We start from the raw sequence: 19471 nt of genomic DNA on the forward strand, positions 1-19471 counted from the left end.
ACTTATTGGTAGGTTCTTATTTGACTGGATTCGTCAACATAAAGCTCATCAGCGTCTGTTCCGCAACTTTGTTCCACAGCATTTGATCATTACGGAATTTCTTCCATGGCTCATAAATCTTCTTGAAGGAGGGATTCTTAGCAGCCTCTTCTTCATACATCTCAAAGGCAGCATTCGAAGCTGCTTTCATAATGTCTGTTGAGTAAGACTGGAGTTTGACGCCATTCTTGATCAGGCTTTGCAAGGCGATTGGGTTTTTGTAGTCATACTCCGCCATCATGTCGATGTTGCATTCTGCGCAAGCAGAGGAGAATGCCTCTTGGTATTGCTTCGGTAGCTTCTCCCACTCTTTAATGTTCACATACATAGAATACATAGAGCAGGCTTCCCACCAACCTGGGTAGTAGTAATAAGGCGCGATTTTGTAGAAGCCCAATTTTTCATCATCATAGGGGCCTACCCACTCAGCTGCATCAATGACTCCCTTCTCAAGGGCTGGGTAAATATCGCCACCAGCGATTTGCTGTGGGATTGCGCCCAGACGTGACATGACTTCGCCGCCAAGGCCGGCGATACGCATTTTTAGACCTTTGAGGTCTGCCACAGTTTTGACAGGCTTCTTAAACCAGCCGCCCATTTGGGTGCCAGTATTACCGGCTGGGAAAGAGACGATGTTGTAGTCACGTAAAAATTCTCGTTGGAGCTTTAAGCCGCCACCCCAATACATCCAGGCATTTTGTTGGCGCTGGTTCATACCAAAGGGCACAGTGGTATCAAATGCGAAAGTCTTATTTTTTCCAACAAAGTAATAGCCAGCGGTGTGGGTGCACTCTACCGTGCCTTGCTGAACGGCATCTACTGTGCCAAAGGCCGGGACAATCTCGCCGGCTCCAAAAATACGAATTTGAAACTTGCCATCGGTCAGAGCCGCTACTCGCTTGGAGATATATTCACCGCCACCATAAATAGTGTCTAGGCTTTTAGGAAAACTCGAGGCACAGCGCCATTTCACTTCAGGCATGGATTGCGCGATGGCCGGAGCTGCTAGTACACCAGCGGCAGCGCCTAATGCAGATTTGCTTAAAAAGTCACGTCTTTTCATTTGTATTGCTCCTTGATGAGTTAATTTTTAGTGCACTGCCAAAAATTGATTACAAAGGCTATTAAATCGGGGTGCTCATGGGCGCTTAATCCCATATGCACCTGAATTGGGCTGCTCGCAACATGTTGGTGCAAGTGCGATTAATAAGCATGCAACGAATGCGTTGCAACAATTCCACAGTTCTAGGGAAAACCCTTATGAATTTTGATGGGGAATTACCCTAAGTGCCCGATTTCTTTGGTTTTTTCCCCCTCATAATCGCTGAGTTGTTTTTTATTTCAATAAAAATAGTTAGGAGCTACTGATGTCAACATCAACTAAAGCAGCCCCAATGACCGCCGCTGAGCGCAAAGTTATTTTTGCTTCCTCATTAGGTACGGTTTTTGAGTGGTACGACTTTTATCTTTACGGCTCTTTGGCTGCCGTTATTGCCAAGCAGTTTTTCTCAGGTTTAGATGCGGGCTCTGCCTTCATTTTTGCCTTGTTAGCATTTGCTGCCGGTTTTATCGTTCGCCCATTTGGCGCTTTGGTATTCGGTCGCTTAGGCGATTTGATCGGCCGTAAGTACACCTTCTTGGTAACGATCCTGTTGATGGGTGGTGCAACCTTCATCGTTGGTCTATTGCCTAACTATGCAACCATTGGTGTTGCTGCTCCGGTGATCTTGATCGCATTACGTATGTTGCAAGGTTTGGCTTTGGGTGGTGAGTACGGTGGCGCGGCAACTTACGTTGCCGAGCACGCTCCTCAAGGTAAGCGTGGTGCATACACATCCTGGATTCAGACAACAGCTACTCTTGGCCTGTTCCTTTCTTTGCTGGTGATTTTATTCACCCGTGAATTCACTGGTCCAGACTTTGATGTTTGGGGCTGGCGTATTCCTTTCATCGCTTCTATTGCATTGTTGGCAATTTCTGTGTGGATTCGTTTGTCCATGAATGAATCGCCTGCTTTCAAGAAGATGAAAGATGAAGGCAAATTGTCTAAAGCACCTTTGACAGAATCATTCGGTCAATGGAAAAACTTGAAGATTGTGATCTTGGCATTGTTTGGTCTGGTTGCAGGTCAAGCGGTGGTTTGGTACACAGGTCAGTTCTACGCTTTGTTCTACCTGACTCAAGTATTAAAGGTGGATCCTAAGACTGCAAACTTGTTGATTGCTGCTTCATTGGTAATCGGCACACCATTCTTCGTGATCTTTGGTACTTTGTCAGATAAGATCGGCCGTAAGCCTATCATCATGGGCGGCTTATTGTTAGCTATCATTTTGTACATCCCGAACACACCGGTTTCATTGTTCAATGGACTAACTCACTTTGCTAATCCAGCATTGGAAAAAGCAATGGCAGCTGCACCAGCAAGTATTACCGCTGATTTGAACGAATGTACTTTCCAGTTCAACCCAACGGGTACTGCGAAGTTCACGAGTTCTTGCGATATTGCAAAGCAGGTGATGGCCTCTAACTCTGCAAGCTACACAACGATTGCTGGCCCAGCGGGCGGTACTGCTGTTGTGAAGATTGGCGATACAGAGATTGAGGGTTACTCGGCTAAGGGTATGGCTCCAGCAGATGCGAAAGCAAAAGATGCCGAGTTCAAGAAAGCCATTCGTGAAGCATTGAATGCCGCTGACTATCCTGCAAAGGCTGACTCTGCTGCGATTAATCTTCCTGCAGTTCTGGGCATCTTGGTTATCTTGGTTATCTTGGTAACGATGGTTTATGGCCCAATCGCGGCGATGTTGGTTGAGATGTTCCCAACCCGCATTCGTTACACCTCGATGTCCTTGCCGTACCATATTGGTAACGGTTGGTTCGGCGGCTTATTGCCAACGATCTCCTTTGCCTTGGTTGCGCAAAACGGCAATATTTACTACGGTCTCTGGTATCCAATCATCATCGCTGCGATGACATTGGTAATTGGCGTACTGTTTGTGAAAGAAACGAAAGACGTAGATATCTACGCAAAAGACTAAGCTGCACTAGTCTGTATCAAAAACTAAACCCGATCACTTGGTGGTCGGGTTTTTTTATTGCCAAAATTAATCCCAGGGATTTAATCCCAAAGATTCTTTTGATTGCCCCGATTAAAGAGTGCTTTGTTTTGGTCCGCAATTGAGGTGAGTCTTTCGCCTGGGATGACTTTGATTTCTTCACCGGCTGCAATCATTCCTACTTGATTCACTCGCAAGTACCAACCGCTAAAGCCCGATTGCAACATCGCCTTTGCCGCGCCTTTGTATTTCATCTTGGCATTGAATTTAAAACAGGGCTCACGTAGTTTGGTTACGGTAAATTCAAGGTCACCCATCTGAATTCTGTCCCCAACAAAGATCTCCGTTTCCAGGAGACCCTCAACAGTAAAATTTTCGCCAAAAGAGCCTGGTAAAAGATTGGCTTGCTTCTTTGTTTCTCGAGTGAGTAATGCATTCCAAAAGGCGTAGTGCTCAACCGGATAAACATAAATGGCCTTCTCTAGTCCGCCATGTACTGATAGATCTGCTTGCTCATCTCCCACAATACCCAGCTTGTTGATTTCTATTACCAAAGGACGATCCAAGTTGCTGATCGATTTTTTATCGATGGCAGAGGCTACGCTTGAATAGTTTGGATGATGAGAGCCAAAGAGCGGCATTACTTTTCCAGAAGAGATTGATAGAAGTCGCATAGGCTTAAGTGAGGTTCAGGTAAATTAATCTAGCTAGGAAATGAAATGATGCCTCTTTATCGCTTAATGTGGATCATATTTTTTCCGTCATAACCGTAACGAGTGAATCAGCACTTTTTTCTTTTAAGGGAGCACTAGGATTTCCCCGATGTATTTATTTTCTGATTCGCATATGATGACGAATCTGCTTAAAGGAGTTCAGCGTGTCAAATCAAAATCACGATATTCTCGGTCGTCGGAACGCAATCAAGCTGGGCGTTGCATCGCTGTCCTCGGTGGGGATGGTTGCTGTTGCTCAGGCTCACAAGTCCGATGATTCAATTAAAATCCCTTTTGTGGTTCCACAAACATTCATCCCGATTGCGGGTAGTGATGCTGAGTTTCCTGTCCGCCGTATTTACTGCATTGGCAGAAACTATGCAGCCCATGCGCGTGAGATGGGGTCTGACCCTACTCGTGAGCCACCATTCTTTTTTCAAAAGCCGACAGATGCCATTCAGTTTGTCGCTCCCAATAAAATTGTGGATCACCCATATCCATCACTGACTAAAAATTATCACTACGAGGTTGAGTTAGTTGCCGCCTTGAATAAAGGCGGCAAAAATATTCCTGTAGACAAAGCCCTTGAGCATGTATTTGGTTACGCTTTAGGTCTGGATATGACGCGCCGTGATTTACAGCGCTTTATGGGGGATCAGAAAAAGCCTTGGGAAATCGGTAAGTCATTTGACCATTCCGCTCCAATTGGACCGGTCTTTCGAGTGAGCCAGGTTGGCCACTTTACCAAAGGCACTATTGCCCTGTCTGTAAATGGAGTCGTGAAACAACAGGCAAATTTAGATCAAATGATTTGGTCGGTGGCAGAGCAAATTGCCAAGCTATCGGAAGCAAACGAATTATTTCCTGGTGACATCATTTACTCTGGCACGCCTGAGAATGTTGGGCCGGTTGTCCGTGGCGATGTCATCCGTTGCAGCATCGATAATTTGCCTGATTTAACTATTAAGGTCGTTTGATAAATTGTTTTACCGGGTCGAACTGGACCAATTGAGCATTTTGACCAAATAAGCTAAAATCTGACCTTCGGCGATTTAGCTCAGTTGGTTAGAGCGATGGAATCATAATCCACAGGTCCGGGGTTCGAATCCCTGAATCGCCACCAAATCAAAAGGCCATTGCCCACCGGCAGTGGCTTTTTTCTTGGAAGACTTGCTGAGGTGTGATCGATGGCTAAATTTTGGAATTTCGTACTGTTTCAGGCAGGTTGGTTCGCATGCATTATTGGGGCGGCCAACAATGAGGTCTTATGGCCTGTTCTCATTACTCTTTTGTATCTAGCCATTCATATTTGGCGCTCAGAGCATCCAAGGTTTGAGTTAAAGCTTATATTAAAGGCGGTTTTATTAGGAGTGAGCGCTGACACACTTATAGTGAATTTAGGCTTTTTACACTTCAATGATGCTTGGCCTAGCCCCTATTTATCTCCTGTTTGGATGTGGACACTTTGGGCATTGGTAGCCAGCACCATTAATGGATCTTTATGTTGGTTGCGTGGCAAACCGCTATTGGGGGCAATCTTGGGGGCTATAGCTGGTCCATTGTCCTATGAGGCAGGCATTCGCATGGGCGCAGGCTCATGGGGGGTTGATGGGCAATTGGGCGGCCTAGTGTGCCTAGCAATTATTTGGGGTGCTGCGATCCCGCTGTTCTTTTATTGGCATCATCGCCATATCAGAACAAGCCTAGAACAAAATCAGTAAATTCTTTTTAAAAGTTACTTGCAAATAGTACTGTTTTTATATACAGTAACTTCATGTTAACAAAAAACTCAAAAACCTCAAAAAATAGCCCATCAAACAGTGAAAAGGGAGTGAACATGGCCTTCGACGACAAAAGAAAATCAGCCTCATCCGAATTTGACGGTATGAGCGGAGATAAGCAAAAAGCGCTAACGGCAGCCTTGGCGCAAATTGAAAAGCAATTTGGCAAGGGCTCAATCATGAGATTGGGCGATGCAGAGATAAATCAAGACATTCAAGTGGTATCCAGTGGTTCATTGGGTTTAGACATCGCCCTAGGAGTTGGAGGATTAGCGCGCGGTCGCGTGATTGAGATTTATGGTCCCGAGTCTTCAGGAAAAACAACCTTGACATTGCATGCCATTGCCGAGATGCAAAAAATTGGTGGAACATGTGCCTTTATCGATGCTGAGCATGCCTTGGATGTTCAATATGCCTCGCGTCTTGGTGTCGATGTGAATAATTTATTAATCTCACAGCCAGATACTGGTGAGCAAGCGCTAGAAATTGCTGACGCATTAGTGCGTTCAGGCTCTATCGATTTAATTGTGATCGACTCTGTAGCAGCCTTGGTTCCAAGGGCGGAGATCGAGGGTGACATGGGGGATTCATTGCCAGGCTTACAAGCCCGTCTCATGAGTCAGGCCCTACGTAAATTGACTGGCGCAATCAAGCGTACCAATACAACAGTCATTTTTATTAATCAGATTCGAATGAAAATTGGTGTGATGTTTGGTTCACCAGAAACAACTACAGGTGGTAATGCATTAAAGTTCTACGCTTCTATGCGTTTAGACATTCGACGCATCGGTAGTATTAAGAAGGGTGACGAGGTTGTGGGTAATGAGACACGCGTGAAGGTAGTGAAGAATAAGGTCTCCCCTCCATTCCGGGAAGCCATTTTCGACATCATGTACGGTCAAGGTATTTCTAGAGAAGGTGAAATTATTGATATGGGTGTTGAAGCCGATATCGTTGAGAAATCAGGCTCTTGGTATAGCTATAACGGTGATCGCATTGGTCAAGGAAAAGACAATGTTCGTGAGTTCCTAAAAGAAAATCCAGCTATTGCGCAAGATATTGAAGCCAAGATTCGTGAGAAATTAGGTGTGAAGGCTGGTACAGCGGTTATTAGCGATGTTGTGAGCGAAGAAGAGGAAGCGTAAGCTTTCAATGTCAGAGTCCAGCAGCACTGTAAAAAAAAGTAAACAACAAAGCCCGAGTCTCAAAGCTCGGGCTTTGCGCCTTTTATCGATGCGCGAATACAGTCGAAAGGGTTTAGCCGCTAAGCTTGAAGAATCCGCAGCAAGAATGTTGAAACTGAAGCCAGTTGATCAGGATGCTGAAGCCTCAGTAACAGAAATACCCCTCAAGGTTCAAATAGAGGCGGTTTTGGATGATTTTGAGGCTCGGGGTTGGCTTTCTGACCAGCGCTTTGCAGAAGCTCTAGTTCGACGCCGAAGCGAGCGGTTTGGAACCCGAAAAATACAAGATGAGTTGCTGCAGGCTGGGGTAGATGGCGCCAAGACAGCAGATCTCCTCAGAAATCTCAAAGAAACTGAATTTCAACGCGCGTATGAGCTATGGGAGCGCAAGTTTGGTGAGCTGGCAACAGAGCAAAAGGAGCGAGCCCGTCAGTACCGTTTTCTGGCTTCTAAGGGCTTTAGCTCAGATGTAGTCTCTAAGGTGGTGGCAGGACGAGGTAACTGAGCGGGTTAACAGCCAAAATGGTGTGTTGCGCTACTGCAGGATGATAAAATTGTGAATTCGGTCAAGCCAACCCCCCCTTTAGTAAATGGGTGAATAAGGTGAAATCGGTTTAATTAATCCTCATCGCTTGCTAAAAAGTCCGTTTCAGGAGTAACAATGAAAATTCACGAGTACCAAGGTAAAGAACTATTGCGCCAATTTAATGTGCCTGTTCCTAATGGCATACCAGCGTTTAGCATTGACGAGGCAATCAAAGCTGCTGAAAAACTGGGTGGTCCAGTGTGGGTCGTGAAAGCACAAATTCATGCGGGTGGTCGCGGTAAGGGTGGGGGCGTGAAATTAGCCAGAAGCATGGACGAGGTGAAGCAATACGCTACTGAGATTCTGGGTATGCAACTCAAAACCCATCAAACTGGACCAGAAGGTCAAAAAGTAAATCGCCTATTAATTGAAGATGGTGCTGATATTAAAAAAGAGTACTACTTCAGTATCGTTACAGACCGTGGCACCCAGAAAAATGTGATCATGGCGTCTAGTGAAGGCGGCATGGACATTGAAGAAGTTGCTGAATCTCACCCGGAAAAAATTATTAAAGTATTCGTTGATCCATTGATTGGTTTGACTGATGCTGACTGCCAGATTATTGCCAAAGGTATTGGTGTTCCAGATGCTTCTATTCCAATGGCAAGCGATGTATTCAAGAGCTTATACAAAACCTATTGGGAAACAGATGCTTCTTTAGTCGAAATCAACCCATTAATTTTGGAGGGCAATGGCAAGATTAAAGCGCTGGATGCAAAATTCAATTTTGATCCAAATGCCCTATATCGTCATCCAGAAATCGTGGCTTACCGCGATATCGACGAAGAAGATGCTGCTGAAATCGAGGCTTCTAAATTTGACCTGGCATACATCTCCCTCGATGGCAATATTGGTTGCCTGGTAAATGGTGCAGGCTTAGCGATGGCGACGATGGATACGATCAAGTTGTTCGGCGGCGAACCAGCAAACTTTCTAGACGTTGGCGGTGGTGCTACTGCAGAGAAGGTGACAGAAGCCTTCAAGATCATGCTTAAAAATAAGAGTGTCGAAGCAATCTTGGTGAATATTTTCGGCGGCATTATGCGTTGTGATGTGATTGCTGATGGCGTAGTTACGGCCTGTAAGGCAGTGAACTTAACCGTACCGCTGGTTGTGCGCATGAAGGGCACTAATGAGGATTTGGGTAAGAAGATTCTTGCTGACTCAGGATTGCCAATCATTAGTGCCGATTCAATGGCTGAGGCTGCTACTAAGGTAGTGGCTGCTGTTGCGAAAAACAAATAATCAAGGAAATCAAAATGTCTATTTTGGTAAATAAAAATACTAAAGTAATTACTCAAGGTATTACTGGTAAGACTGGTCAATTCCATACGGAGAAGTGCCAAGAATACGCAAACGGTAAAAACTGTTTTGTTGCTGGCGTAAATCCTAAAAAATCAGGCGAGTCTATTTTCAACATTCCCATTTATGGAACTGTAAAAGAAGCTGCTGCGCAAACGGGTGCTACGGCTTCTGTCATTTATGTACCACCTCCCGGGGCTGCAGCTGCCATTTGGGAAGCGGTTGAAGCAGATCTGGATTTTGTTATCTGCATCACCGAAGGCATTCCAGTCAAAGACATGCTAGAAGTGCGTAATAAGATGACCGCAAAAGAAGCTGCTGGTGGCAAAAAGACGTTATTGCTTGGACCTAATTGCCCAGGAATCATTACCCCAGACGAAATCAAAATCGGCATCATGCCAGGACATATTCATAGAAAAGGCCGTATTGGCGTTGTTAGTCGTTCCGGAACGTTGACTTATGAAGCAGTCGGTCAATTAACTGCAATTGGCTTAGGGCAATCCACTGCAGTTGGTATTGGTGGCGACCCAATTAATGGTTTAAAGCACATCGACATCATGAGGATGTTCAATGAAGATCCAGATACAGATGCCATCATTATGATTGGCGAAATTGGTGGGCCAGATGAAGCTGAAGCAGCTCGCTGGTGCAAGGCCAACATGAAAAAGCCGGTAGTTGGCTTTATTGCTGGTGTCACAGCGCCTCCTGGAAAGCGTATGGGCCATGCTGGCGCATTGATTTCTGGTGGCGCAGATACTGCCGATGCTAAGCTTGCAGTTATGGAGGAGTGCGGATTTACGGTAACTAAAAACCCTTCAGAAATGGCTGCCTTACTCAAAGCGATGTTGTAATTGATTTAAGTATGCTGATTCGTCAGCATATTGTTTGTAGTACCTAGTAATTAAAACTAAAGTAGTTAAAACTAAAATAGATAACAGTACGGAGACATGATGGATTTTTCAGCATTTTCAGATGCTACCTTTTGGGCAGCTCTACTCTCAATTATCGTAGCCAATATTCTTTTATCTGGTGATAACGCCGTTGTGATTGCTTTGGCATCCCGCAACTTACCACCAGACCAACAAAAGAAGGCAATCTTTTGGGGTAGTGCTGCAGCCATCATCTTGCGTGTAGTGCTTACCATCACTGCAGTCGCTTTACTAAGCCTCCCTTATCTCAAAATTGTTGGCGCTATTTTGCTTGTCTATATTGGCGTACAGTTATTAGCTGACAGTGACGGCGAAGAGCATATGGAAGGCAAGACTAGTATTTGGGCAGCCATTCGAACAATCTTAATTGCCGACTTAGTGATGAGCTTGGACAATGTGTTGGCAGTTGCAGCAGCAGCTCAAAAAGGCCCACAAGAGACCCAACTTTTGCTGTTGATTATTGGCTTAGGTATGTCTATCCCTCTAATCATTTTTGGCAGTGCGATGCTGCTCAAAGTGATGGAACGTTTTCCAATTATTATTACTCTAGGCGCTGGTCTACTGGGCTTGTTAGCTGGCGGTATGTTGGTAGAAGACCCTGCAATCAAAGACAATATTCAGGAAGCGCTGGGCGATGCTAAGTTGGCTTTTGAAGTGATCGGTGTGGCGATTGTGATTCTTCTGGGGACATATATGAAGAAAAAGAACGCAGCTACAAAAGCGCATTAACTTTCTCTCGTATTGATCAGAAAAGCCAGCCTTCAAAGCTGGCTTTTCTTACATTGGGACATGTTGAGTCTCTTGGGTATAGACTGGATGATGAGGGATTCAACCCTCAGGAGCTAATGAATATGTCTACACAAGATCAACAAACAGAATCTGGTTTTACCTTAATTGAAGTGATGGTGGTGGTGGCCATCATTGGTATCTTGGTGGCCGTAGCAGTTCCACAATATCAAGATTACATCGCTCGTAGTCGTATTGTGGAGGGTATGAATCTTTCCTCTAGCGCAAAGTTGGCGGTCACAGAAGCGTTTGCAAGTAGGGGTACTGTAACAATGGATGAGGCAACCAACGGTTCATTTACTTTTGTGCCAACCCGGAGCGTCAAATTGATTGAAATTACGCCATCGGGAGCAATTGCGATCGACTTTCAAAATAATGTCGCGCCAGAAAATAAAAATACGCTGCATCTCATACCGACTAATGATCCAGATGCCAATACTCCAAAAGCGATTGATCTATCCAAGCCAGAGGGATCGACTTGGGCTGGTGGTTGGTCCTGTCGGTCTACTGAAACTAATCTACTACCCCAGTTACTTCCTTCAGAATGTCGCATCACGAAATAAGAGGGTTATCCGTATTTCATAAGAAATTAAGCCACTCTTTGGTGGCTTAATTTCTATTTCGGGGCTATCTATTGGGCCTTCCACTCGCCTGACTTACCCCCGCTCTTCTCCAGCAGGTGGATGTCACCAATCACCATGCCCCTATCAACCGCTTTAGCCATGTCATAGATGGTAAGTAGGGCTACTTGGACTGCGGTGAGCGCTTCCATTTCTACTCCAGTAGGACCAGTCGTTTCTGCTCTTACCTGGCAAGCAATACTGCTGGTATCTTTGCTTAGGGCAAACTCAAGACTAACGTGTGTCAGTGCTAAGGGGTGACAAAGGGGGATCAGATCTGATGTTTTTTTGGATGCTTGGATGCCTGCAATTCTGGCGATACCTAGCACATCCCCCTTTTTGTGGGTTCCTGCCTCAATCATGTCGAAGGTCTCCGGAAGCATAGTGATCTTACCGCTTGCAATGGCAATTCGGTGGGTATTGGGCTTATCCCCAACATTAACCATATGGGCTTGGCCGCTAGCATCAAAATGAGTTAGTTTGTTCATGGGATAAGTTTTACCATATAGGGATGCAAGTTATAAAGACATCACAAAAATCTTCATTACTGAAACGACTTTTGGCTGGCCAATTGATTTTATCCTTGGCTTGGCCCAGTGCCAGCTTGGTCTATGCCGCTGGACCAGGATCTCCGTCTGTAACGGGGGATGTCTCAGTACAAGGCGAGTCCGCTGCTTTGCAAAACTTAGGTCGGGCGGTGCAATCTCCTGAGGCCCGTTCTTCTAACTTGCCATCACGTAATGCGCCCCAAACTCAGGCAACCTTTGTTCTGCCAGATATGGGTGATCCCGGTGGAGATAGCCTAAGCCGCTTGGATGAGAAAAAATATGGCGAGATGATCATGCGTCAGATTCGTCCTGACCCTGATTATTCAAATGATTTGCCTATCTACGATTTTCTCAATCAAATGGAACGTCGGTTATTGGAGGCTGCAAAACGGTTGCAACTGGGTGGTGCTAATGAGCAGGGGAGCGGCGCTTATAACTTTGAAGTATTTGCTGTTAAAGACAGCAGCATTAATGCATTTGCATTGCCAGGCGGATTTATAGGTTTTCATACGGGCTTATTAGTGAGCGCTGAATCCGATTCTGAAGTGGCTTCCGTCATGGGACATGAGACAGGGCACGTTTTGCAGCGACATTTAGCGCGTCAAATGGATAAGCAGACTACTAATATGATGATTGCTTTGGCTGGTATATTGCTGGGCGCCTTAGCAGCTTCACGTAATCCAGGTGCAGCATCGGGCCTAATGCAGGGTGGTCAAGCAGTTGCTGTTAATAACCAGCTTTCCTACTCGAGGGATGCAGAACGTGAGGCTGATCGCATAGGCTTTCAGATACTTGCTGCTAGTGGCTATGATGTGAATGGGGCACCAGGTTTTTTTCAGCGCCTACAAAAGGCCACCGGCATTATGGATAACGGTGTTCCTGCTTATGTGCGGACCCACCCCTTAACTACTGATCGTATTGCAGATATGCAAGATCGTGCACGCAATATCCCCAATAGAAATGTTTCCACTGCGGTGGAGTTCTATTTTATTAAAGCACGCGCGCGTATGGAGCAGTCCGGAGGATCTAGTCAGATGTATGACTTAAGAAATACCTTTGAGGGTTTAAGTAAACAGCCCACTCCTGGAAGGCAGATGGAAGGTGTTTATGGACTTGCGCTTATCGCTCAAAAACAAGGCAAGGTTGATCAGGCAGCAACCTATTTACAGCAAGCGCGCACTTTAGCTAACACCGCTAGCGCACCTGGGTCACCTATCCAGAGACAAAGCCTTTCGTTGGACATTACCGCATCAGAGCTAGCTTTGGCTAAAGGAAAGAATGAAGAGGCGCTACAAATTGCCCAGGCAACTTTAAAAGCATATCCGCAGTCTTATGCAGCCGGTGCAGCGATGATGAATGCCTATCTCAAACTCGGCCGAACAAATGATGCGATCACGTGGTTAAAAGCCCGCACTAAGGTGCAGCCCAATGAAATCGTTTGGTGGACAATGCTTTCTAATGCATATGATCAAGCTAATAATGTGCCCATGCGTCATTACGCGCTTGGGGAAAAGTATGCTCTTGAGGGTGCGTGGCCCTCAGCAATTGAGCAGCTTAAAATAGCCAGATCCTCTGGCGGTGCAGATTTTTATCAAGCATCCAGCATTGATGCGCGCCTGCGCGAAATGCAAAAGCAATACCGAGATGAATTAAAGGAGCAAGGCAAAAATATGCCCGGCTAATTAACTACTTGGTATTTTGATGAAGTGAAAGCGTTGACTTAATTCTTCAGAATGGATGGGCTCAATGGGTAGATCTTTGCCATCCCATTGCCAAGATCCTTTGAAGGTACAAGCATCTTCTTGTACCTTGGACTGATTTGAGAACAGATCTAAATCATGATCATGAAGAAGCGCAACCGATAGAGATTCTGCTTTAGTAAAAACAGAACTATCGACCTGATCCGAATGGGATTCCAGAATAGTTCCAGTGATGTAGATATTACCTTTTTCGTCACTGAGAGCGCCGTGGGGTTTAATTTCTGTTCCGCATTGAGTCAATAGTTGAGGGCCATTTTTACTCGGAATCATTCTGGCAATCCAGGGGGTGGCATCTAGTGTGATAAACACTCTTTGAGGACCATTCTGAAAAAAATATCTTCCCAAGGAATCACGCGCGTAATTTCTGGAGATAAATTCATTTAAGGCTACATGTTGAATTGGGCTGCCAGGCAAATGATTTGCTTGGGCATATTCATCTCGCATGCGCCATTGACCGCGACGATCCAGCGCCAACCAGCCAAAGCAGTTAGGAACACGCGGCCATTTAATCAAAGACTTTAGTACTTGCTCATCCATGTGGCGGCAATCTATTCACGATCCGTTTTTAATGCAAACCATGCAGAGTGGTTGGTACATCAAATGTATCCTCAGTAGAGTGACTAGCGTGAAGATGCGCAATCCGCCAGCCTTGACTATCCTGTAGAAGAACTAAGGTGATGTTCAAGAAGAACGCTGCTTCAATTTGATCGGGCTTTAGGTGAACTGCTTCAGTAGTATCGTAGACGGCAGCGCCCAGAACAGAATGGCTAATACAGGCAATTGGCTCAAGAAAGAGGGCTTGCTTGGCTAAAAGGCGCTCTAGACCCGCACGAATTTCTGCATGACCACTCAGGCGTTGACCCTCCGGAAGAACACAAGTGATGGAATCATCATCCAGCCAAATTGCTAAAGCACCTTTGACGTCTCGATATTTTAAAGCATCACGCCATGCTTCCACTACTTCATCGGCATTATGAAAGAGTCTCGCAAGTTTAGACATGGCTTACTTTCTAGTGATTGGGCGTAAGTAAAAATGAATCAAGTGATTGAATGGCGCTGAATACCATTTTTGGTGAGATATCTCGGAGGCATTTCAGATGTCCCAGTGGGCATTCTCTCTGATGGCAGGGGCTGCACGGCAAGTTCAGCCAAATGACTTTAGCTTTATCAGATAATGGTGGAGTATGACTTGGATCGCTTGAACCAAAAATGGCCACTTGCGGAATTGTCAATGCCGCACCGATATGCATTAAGCCAGAGTCATTGCTGATCACTGCTTTACTCATGCCGATGAGTGCAATGGCTTCATCAAGCGATGTATCGCCACACCAGTTATGTATTTGCGAAGCGTTTTTTACTTCAGTCTGAATTAGCTCTCCCATGACATGGTCTCTCTGACTGCCTAGAAGAATCAAATGCGCATCTGGTTCATGATTGATTAATAGCTGAGCGAGATGAGCGAAGTACTCTGCAGGCCAACGTTTGGTGGCCCCATACTCAGCGCCAGGGCAAAGTACATAGATGGATTGCGCATAAATGCCAGCCGCCTCTAATTTAGAACGCACTGCTTGCTTGGCCGCAGTCGAAACCTTAAGCCTCGGATTTGCTGGATGATTGGAATCAGCTGCTATAGATTGATCTAGCGTATTAATGAGTGCAAGGTAATGACTCACCATAGGTGGGCGATTCACTTTGCTTGGATTTTCTAAAGCAAGGTTAATGAGACCAAAGCGGAGTTCTCCTCGGTAGCCGATGCGGAACGGTATCTTGGCAAGCCAGGGAATGAGCGCAGACTTTAAGCTATTAGGCAATACAAAGCAGGTGTCATACTGATTCTTTTCAAGCTGCTTTGATAGTTGCTTACGTAAGCCCCATTGCAATTTTTTGTGCTCAAGCTTAGCTTCGATTACTTGGTTTACCTCTAGGCACGCTCGGTAAATTGATGCGACCCAAGGGCTCGCTAAAACATCAATCTGACACTGCGGGTAAAGTATTTTGAGATTGGCCAGTAGTGGTTGAGACATGACGGCATCTCCAATCCAATTCGGGGCGATGATCAGAATACGATTCATATGAGGTATCCCGATACAGCACCCCATGCTGGGATGCTGATGGGCTTAGTGCCCGCGGGGCTCAGTACCCGGAATAAGTTTGTACTCTGTGCCGCAATATGGGCACTTCGCCTCACCCGTTTTAGCAACATCTAAAAATACACGTGGATGTGAATTCCAGTTAGGCGTATTACTGGTTGGGCAATGTAAAGGCAAATCTTTACCATCAATCATCACAACTTGAGCTTCACTCATTATCTATTTTCTCGTTACTTAACGTAGGTTAGCCAGGACTTGTACTGATCATTTCTGCCATAAACTGCATCAAAGTAAGTCTTCTGAATTTTCTCGGTAATAGGACCGCGCTTACCGTCACCAATAGTTCGATCATCTAGCTCACGAATAGGCGTTACCTCAGCTGCAGTACCGGTAAAGAAGGCCTCATCTGCTGAGTAGACTTCATCTCGAGTGATGCGTTTCTCGCGTAATTCATAGCCAAGGTCTTTGGCGATTTGGATAATGGAGTTACGGGTAATGCCGTCCAAGCAAGATGCCAAATCCGGGGTGTAAAGAATGCCGTTATTCACTAAAAAGATATTTTCGCCAGAACCTTCGGATACATAACCCTCTGTATCAAGCAGCAGAGCTTCATCGTAGCCATTGGCAGTCACTTCTTGGTTTGCAAGAATAGAGTTGATGTAGTAGCCAGAGGCCTTGGCGCGTACAAGTGAGGAATTTACAAAGTGACGGGTAAACGAGGAGGTTTTGACGCGGATGCCCTTGTTAATGCCATCTTCTCCCAAATAAGCACCCCATTCCCAAGCAGCGATAGCGGTATGGATAGTGTTGCCTTTTGGAGAAATCCCTAGCTTTTCGGATCCAATAAAGATAATAGGGCGGATATAGCAGGCTTCCAGCTTATTGCTATTGACGACGTCAATGATGCCGCTGGTGATTTCAGTTGGGGTGTAGGGCATATTCATTTGGAAAATCTTGGTTCCATTAAATAGGCGCTTCACATGCTCAGGAAGGCGGAAAACAGCGGTACCTTGAGGCGTTTTGTAGGCACGAATACCTTCAAACACACCCATCCCGTAATGGAGACTGTGGGTTAGCACATGAATATTGGCCTCACGCCAGGGAACAAGCTTCCCATCGGACCAAATAAAGCCATCGCGGTCAGACATCGACATTTTCTCTACCTTTTAAGTGTTTATGAGCTTGGGTAAATCAATTCAGTAAAACAGTGGTACCAGGCCGCCAGTGTGGCTAAGCGCCTAGAATGCGTAAATGTTGTTATTGTAGAGCAGGTAGAACAGGTAGAGCAGGCAGATAGCTTGATTCCTCTAGGGTGCTTAGTCCGGAGGATTTAGAATGAGACATTCCTCAAAAATCACCCAATTTACCCATTCTCATGCCGGACTCTCTCTTCAAAGTAAAACGCCTTAATGAACTGGCTGCAGCAGGCCTTTTAAAGGGAAAGCGGGTTTTTATCCGCGCAGACCTCAATGTGCCCCAAGATGACGCGGGCAATATTACTGAAGACACTCGCATTAGAGCCTCCATGCCGGCAATTCAGATGTGTTTGGATGCTGGTGCGGCCGTCATGGTTACTTCCCACTTGGGCCGCCCAACTGAGGGTGAATTTAAACCTGAAGATAGCTTAGCACCGGTGGCTGATCGGATTGCAAATCTATTAAATCGGAAAGTTCCCTTAATTAGTGATTGGGTCGATGGTAGATTTGAAGTCAATTCAGGCGAATTAGTATTGCTCGAGAACTGCCGCCTCAATGTGGGCGAGAAAAAGAATAGCGATGCCTTATCAAAAAAGATCGCGGCTCTATGTGATGTCTACGTCAATGATGCCTTTGGTACTGCACATCGTGCCGAGGCTACTACCAATGGCGTAGCCAAATTTGCTCCAATCGCTTGTGCAGGCCCGCTAATGGCAGCGGAGTTGGATGCTTTGAGTCGCGCTCTAGCAAACCCTAAACGTCCTTTAGTAGCGATCGTAGCGGGCTCTAAAGTATCTTCCAAGCTCACTATCTTGAAAGCTTTGGCTGACAAAGTGGATGAGTTGATTGTAGGCGGAGGTATTGCCAATACCTTCATGTTGGCTAAAGGTTTACCGATCGGAAAATCTTTGGCTGAGCCAAACTTGGTTAATGAGGCTCGCGAAATTATGGAAATCATGGAAAAGCGCGGAGCGCATGTTCCTATTCCTGAAGATGTTGTTGTTGCAAACGAGCTCTCTCCATTAGCACGTGCAAACCGAGTTTCTGCAGATCAGGTGGCTGATGACGACATGATCCTGGATATCGGTCCTAAAACAGCGGCCCGTTTGTCTACTATGTTGGCGCATGCGGGTACGATCGTATGGAACGGCCCATTAGGTGTATTTGAAATTGACCAGTTTGGTGGTGGTACTAAGATGTTGGCGGCAGCGATTGCCCATTCACCGGCGTTTTCAATTGCTGGTGGTGGTGATACCTTGGCAGCAATTGCGAAATATGGCATTGAGAATCAAGTGGATTACATTTCTACTGGTGGTGGTGCTTTCTTAGAGTTCTTAGAAGGTAAAACCTTGCCAGCCTTTGCAGTGCTTGCTGAAAGAGCGAAAGACTAATATGTTAAGAGCAACTAAAATCATTGCCACATTAGGCCCTGCTTCAGAAAAGCCCGAAGTATTGCGCGAGATGATTCGTGCAGGGGTGGATGTAGTGAGAATGAACTTTTCTCACGGCACTGTGGCAGACCATCAGGCGCGCCACAACCTAGTTCGGAGCATTTCAGCAGAAGTTGGGAAAGAGGTTGGCATCATGGCCGATCTTCAGGGCCCTAAAATTCGCGTCGGCAAATTTGTTGATAGCAAAATCCTCTTAAAAGAAGGGGCGAAATTTATATTAGATGTGGCTTGCGAGCTTGGCAATCAAGAGCGGGTGGGTTTGGACTATAAAGAACTTCCAAGTGATGTGAAGCCCGGCGACCGCCTTCTACTAAATGATGGGTTAGTAGTGCTTCGTGTAGAAGGTGTTCAAGGCGGTGAAATCTTGACCCTAGTTGAGCAAGGTGGCCCACTCTCTAATAACAAAGGTATTAATCGAGCGGGTGGTGGGTTAACAGCTCCCGCTTTAACAGAAAAAGACATTTCTGATCTGGATGCAGCAATTGCTATGGGCGTCGATTTTCTGGCAATTAGCTTTCCAAAAGATGGCGCCGATATGGCTTACGCCAGAAAGTTAGCGGATGCGGCAAGTGCAAAGTATGGCGTTGGCAAAGTTCGTACGATTGCCAAAGTAGAGCGTGCCGAGGCAATCCTCCCTGATGCCTTGGATAGCATCATTGCTGAAAGTGACGGCATTATGGTTGCACGCGGTGATTTAGCTATTGAGGTAGGTAATGCTGCTGTCCCAGCTCTACAAAAGCGCATGATTAAATTGGCGCTTGAGGCTGATAAGTTTACGATCACTGCAACACAGATGATGGAGTCCATGATTAATGCTCCAGTACCAACGCGTGCTGAAGTGAGTGATGTAGCGAATGCAGTACTCGATGGAACAGATGCCGTCATGCTGTCTGCAGAATCTGCTGCCGGCTCCTATCCAGTTCAAACGATTAAAGCAATGGCTGAGATTTGCGTTGAGGCTGAAAAGTCTGACCGTGTAAAGTTAGATACTGATTTTTTAGATCAAACTTTTGCACGTATCGATCAGACTATTGCGCTGGGGGCTTTATTTACTGCGCATCACCTACACGCCAATGCTATTGCTGCTTTGACGGACTCTGGATCTACTGCAGTCTGGATGAGTCGCCATAACATCCATGTGCCTATTTTTGCGTTAACTTCAAAGATCTCAACACAGCGTGCCTTGAGCACTTATCGCAACGTATTTCCGATTGGCCTCAACTACACTAAAGAGCGGGATACTGCTTTACAAGAGGTAGAAGATTGCTTAAAGAGCTTGGGCGCGGTGAAGAGGGGTGATGTTGTTGTTCTGACTTCAGGTGAGCCAATGGGTGAGCCAGGTGGCACAAATTCACTCAAAATTATTCAAGTGAAGTAATTCATTTTTAAATATTGCTTCAATCATTTATCACTCATCTTTCAATTAAGAG

General features: G+C 45.7%; 20 protein-coding genes and 1 tRNA gene. 13 read left to right on the forward strand and 8 right to left on the reverse strand.

Translation table 11 applies throughout. The annotated features are described in order from the left end of the window. Window positions 1–16 precede the first annotated feature (16 nt). Window positions 17–1102, reverse strand: a complete 1086-nt coding sequence (locus ICN15_RS01100) for a TRAP transporter substrate-binding protein (RefSeq protein WP_216200662.1) — start codon at window positions 1100–1102, stop codon at window positions 17–19. A 304-nt stretch (window positions 1103–1406) separates the two neighbouring features. On the opposite strand from ICN15_RS01100, the gene ICN15_RS01105 reads away from it, so the two are divergent. Further along, complete coding sequence (locus ICN15_RS01105) at window positions 1407–3077, forward strand: MFS transporter (RefSeq protein WP_216200663.1); 1671 nt, start codon at window positions 1407–1409, stop codon at window positions 3075–3077. Between the two features lie 80 nt (window positions 3078–3157). Here ICN15_RS01105 and ICN15_RS01110 read toward each other — a convergent pair whose 3' ends face one another. Next, the gene (locus ICN15_RS01110) at window positions 3158–3769 is read right to left on the reverse strand and encodes an MOSC domain-containing protein (RefSeq protein ID WP_216200664.1); all 612 of its coding nucleotides are present in this window, start codon (window positions 3767–3769) and stop codon (window positions 3158–3160) included. Between the two features lie 281 nt (window positions 3770–4050). Here ICN15_RS01110 and ICN15_RS01115 point away from each other — a divergent pair, with 281 nt between their 5' ends. The 9 genes from ICN15_RS01115 to ICN15_RS01155 all read left to right on the forward strand — a co-directional run bounded on the left by ICN15_RS01115 (window position 4051) and on the right by ICN15_RS01155 (window position 10939). Beyond that, window positions 4051–4785 (forward strand): fumarylacetoacetate hydrolase family protein, encoded by a 735-nt coding sequence (locus tag ICN15_RS01115; RefSeq protein ID WP_216201486.1) that lies wholly within the window; start codon window positions 4051–4053, stop codon window positions 4783–4785. Between the two features lie 69 nt (window positions 4786–4854). Further along, window positions 4855–4931 (forward strand) — tRNA-Met (locus ICN15_RS01120). Between the two features lie 64 nt (window positions 4932–4995). Next, window positions 4996–5529: a DUF2878 domain-containing protein gene (locus ICN15_RS01125; RefSeq protein ID WP_216200665.1), complete on the forward strand. Its 534-nt coding sequence runs from the start codon at window positions 4996–4998 to the stop codon at window positions 5527–5529. A 116-nt stretch (window positions 5530–5645) separates the two neighbouring features. After that, window positions 5646–6734 carry a recombinase RecA gene (recA, locus tag ICN15_RS01130; protein ID WP_216200666.1) on the forward strand — a complete coding sequence of 363 codons (1089 nt, stop codon included), beginning with the start codon at window positions 5646–5648 and terminating at the stop codon, window positions 6732–6734. 7 nt (window positions 6735–6741) lie between these two features. Further along, the gene (locus ICN15_RS01135; RefSeq protein ID WP_216200667.1) at window positions 6742–7278 is read left to right on the forward strand and encodes a regulatory protein RecX; all 537 of its coding nucleotides are present in this window, start codon (window positions 6742–6744) and stop codon (window positions 7276–7278) included. 156 nt (window positions 7279–7434) lie between these two features. Beyond that, entirely contained in the window at window positions 7435–8604 is a 1170-nt protein-coding gene (gene sucC, locus ICN15_RS01140; protein WP_216200668.1) for an ADP-forming succinate--CoA ligase subunit beta, read from the forward strand. Between the two features lie 14 nt (window positions 8605–8618). After that, the gene (gene sucD, locus ICN15_RS01145; protein WP_216200669.1) at window positions 8619–9512 is read left to right on the forward strand and encodes a succinate--CoA ligase subunit alpha; all 894 of its coding nucleotides are present in this window, start codon (window positions 8619–8621) and stop codon (window positions 9510–9512) included. A gap of 99 nt (window positions 9513–9611) precedes the next feature. After that, window positions 9612–10319 (forward strand): TerC family protein, encoded by a 708-nt coding sequence (locus tag ICN15_RS01150; RefSeq protein ID WP_216201487.1) that lies wholly within the window; start codon window positions 9612–9614, stop codon window positions 10317–10319. Window positions 10320–10441: 122 nt separating this feature from the next. Continuing rightward, window positions 10442–10939 carry a pilin gene (locus ICN15_RS01155; RefSeq protein ID WP_304609508.1) on the forward strand — a complete coding sequence of 166 codons (498 nt, stop codon included), beginning with the start codon at window positions 10442–10444 and terminating at the stop codon, window positions 10937–10939. Window positions 10940–11007: 68 nt separating this feature from the next. Here the strand turns inward: ICN15_RS01155 and moaC are convergent, their stop codons facing one another. Then, a complete protein-coding gene (moaC, locus tag ICN15_RS01160) occupies window positions 11008–11484 on the reverse strand; it encodes a cyclic pyranopterin monophosphate synthase MoaC (protein WP_216200671.1) in 477 nt (158 codons plus the stop codon). Between the two features lie 23 nt (window positions 11485–11507). On the opposite strand from moaC, the gene ICN15_RS01165 reads away from it, so the two are divergent. Beyond that, window positions 11508–13226 (forward strand): M48 family metalloprotease, encoded by a 1719-nt coding sequence (locus ICN15_RS01165; RefSeq protein ID WP_216200672.1) that lies wholly within the window; start codon window positions 11508–11510, stop codon window positions 13224–13226. Here the strand turns inward: ICN15_RS01165 and ICN15_RS01170 are convergent, their stop codons facing one another. The 5 genes from ICN15_RS01170 to ICN15_RS01190 are packed head-to-tail and all read right to left on the reverse strand — an operon-like array spanning window position 13227 to window position 16548. Then, window positions 13227–13841: a DUF2946 family protein gene (locus tag ICN15_RS01170; protein WP_216200673.1), complete on the reverse strand. Its 615-nt coding sequence runs from the start codon at window positions 13839–13841 to the stop codon at window positions 13227–13229. It lies immediately after the preceding gene. A gap of 28 nt (window positions 13842–13869) precedes the next feature. Then, window positions 13870–14304, reverse strand: coding sequence for a nuclear transport factor 2 family protein (locus tag ICN15_RS01175; protein WP_216200674.1), 435 nt, complete (start codon window positions 14302–14304; stop codon window positions 13870–13872). Window positions 14305–14314: 10 nt separating this feature from the next. Then, window positions 14315–15376, reverse strand: a complete 1062-nt coding sequence (gene waaF / locus ICN15_RS01180) for a lipopolysaccharide heptosyltransferase II (RefSeq protein ID WP_216200675.1) — start codon at window positions 15374–15376, stop codon at window positions 14315–14317. 45 nt (window positions 15377–15421) lie between these two features. Further along, window positions 15422–15610, reverse strand: a complete 189-nt coding sequence (locus tag ICN15_RS01185; protein WP_216200676.1) for a zinc-finger domain-containing protein — start codon at window positions 15608–15610, stop codon at window positions 15422–15424. 14 nt (window positions 15611–15624) lie between these two features. Next, complete coding sequence (locus ICN15_RS01190; protein WP_216200677.1) at window positions 15625–16548, reverse strand: branched-chain amino acid transaminase; 924 nt, start codon at window positions 16546–16548, stop codon at window positions 15625–15627. Window positions 16549–16769: 221 nt separating this feature from the next. Between ICN15_RS01190 and ICN15_RS01195 the strand changes: the two genes are divergently transcribed. Both ICN15_RS01195 and pyk read left to right on the forward strand, forming a co-directional pair. Further along, the gene (locus ICN15_RS01195) at window positions 16770–17981 is read left to right on the forward strand and encodes a phosphoglycerate kinase (protein ID WP_216200678.1); all 1212 of its coding nucleotides are present in this window, start codon (window positions 16770–16772) and stop codon (window positions 17979–17981) included. Window position 17982: 1 nt separating this feature from the next. Further along, the gene (gene pyk / locus ICN15_RS01200; protein WP_216200679.1) at window positions 17983–19419 is read left to right on the forward strand and encodes a pyruvate kinase; all 1437 of its coding nucleotides are present in this window, start codon (window positions 17983–17985) and stop codon (window positions 19417–19419) included. Window positions 19420–19471: the final 52 nt, after the last annotated feature.

This window comes from Polynucleobacter sp. CS-Odin-A6 (assembly GCF_018882095.1).
In the GTDB taxonomy this organism is placed as follows: Bacteria; Pseudomonadota; Gammaproteobacteria; order Burkholderiales; family Burkholderiaceae; genus Polynucleobacter.